Below are 1,003 nucleotides of genomic sequence, written 5' to 3'. Positions count from 1 at the left end.
TCACCGGGATGGTCACCCAGTAGCACCCTTCCGCATCGACGGTGGCGCCGTCGGCGACGCCGCCGGTAGGCGTCATGTCGATGAAGGTGCGGCGGTTCTCGATATCGCCGGTGGCGGGGTCGAAATCATAGGCCCAGACCGCGCCGGCATGGCTGTCGGAAAAATACATGGTCTTCGAATCCGGGCTCCAGGCAAGACCGTTGGAGCAGCCGATGCCGTCGATCATCTTGTGCACCGAAAGATCGGGGTCGAGCCGATAGAGCGCGCCGATGAATTCGAGCTGGCCCGGCGCTTCGAACATCGACCCCGACCAGAACCGCCCCTGCCGGTCCGGCTTGCCGTCGTTGAAGCGGGTCTTGGGCATATGCGCTTCCGGGTCGACGATCGCCTCGAACTTGCCGGTCGCCGGGTCGAAGAAATGAAAACCGTCGGCCATGGTCAGCACCAGGCCGCCCTTCTCGCGCAGCCCGAGGCAGCCGAGATATTCCGGCGTCTCGAACGCCTCGTCCTTGCCGGTCGACGGGTCGTAGCGATGAATCAGCTTCTTCCAGATGTCGATCCACCAGAGCACCCCGGCCTTGGGGTCCCACAACGTGCCCTCGCCCAGTTCGGCCCCAGCATCCACAACGCAAGTGATTTCGACCATGTTCAAGCCCTTCTGCCGCGAATTCTGCCGCCGAGCCCGGCGAAGGTCTCGCTGCCGATCGATACCGTGATCAGGATCACCGCGCCATAGACGACGAGCAGCGCGCCGCTCGACAGATTGAGCGCCGGCAAGAGCCCGGTGAGGATGGTCAGCACCATGGCGCCCGCGACGGTGCCGAGATAATGCCCGCTGCCGCCGAGGATCGAGGCGCCGCCGATGGCGACTGCCGCGATCGACGTGAACAGATAGGCGTCGCCCATGCCGAGATAGGCCTGGCCGGAATAGCCGGTCAAAAGCATGCCGGCGAAGGCGGCGGTGAGGCCGGAGACGACATAGGTCAGGATGGTGGTGCGCGCC

The 1,003-nt window shown here is 64.9% G+C and carries 1 protein-coding gene and 1 pseudogene; both read right to left on the bottom strand.

The genetic code is table 11. The features are described from left to right. Positions 1-646: SMP-30/gluconolactonase/LRE family protein (locus EOD07_RS35675; protein ID WP_164772912.1), on the bottom strand; the 646-nt coding region annotated here is incomplete at its 3' end. Positions 647-648: 2 nt separating this feature from the next. Then, positions 649-1,003 (bottom strand): annotated as a pseudogene (locus EOD07_RS35670) (ABC transporter permease); the annotation flags it as partial.

This window comes from Mesorhizobium sp. M2C.T.Ca.TU.002.02.1.1 (assembly GCF_003997225.1).
This window is presented reverse-complemented; position numbering and strand designations above follow the sequence as displayed.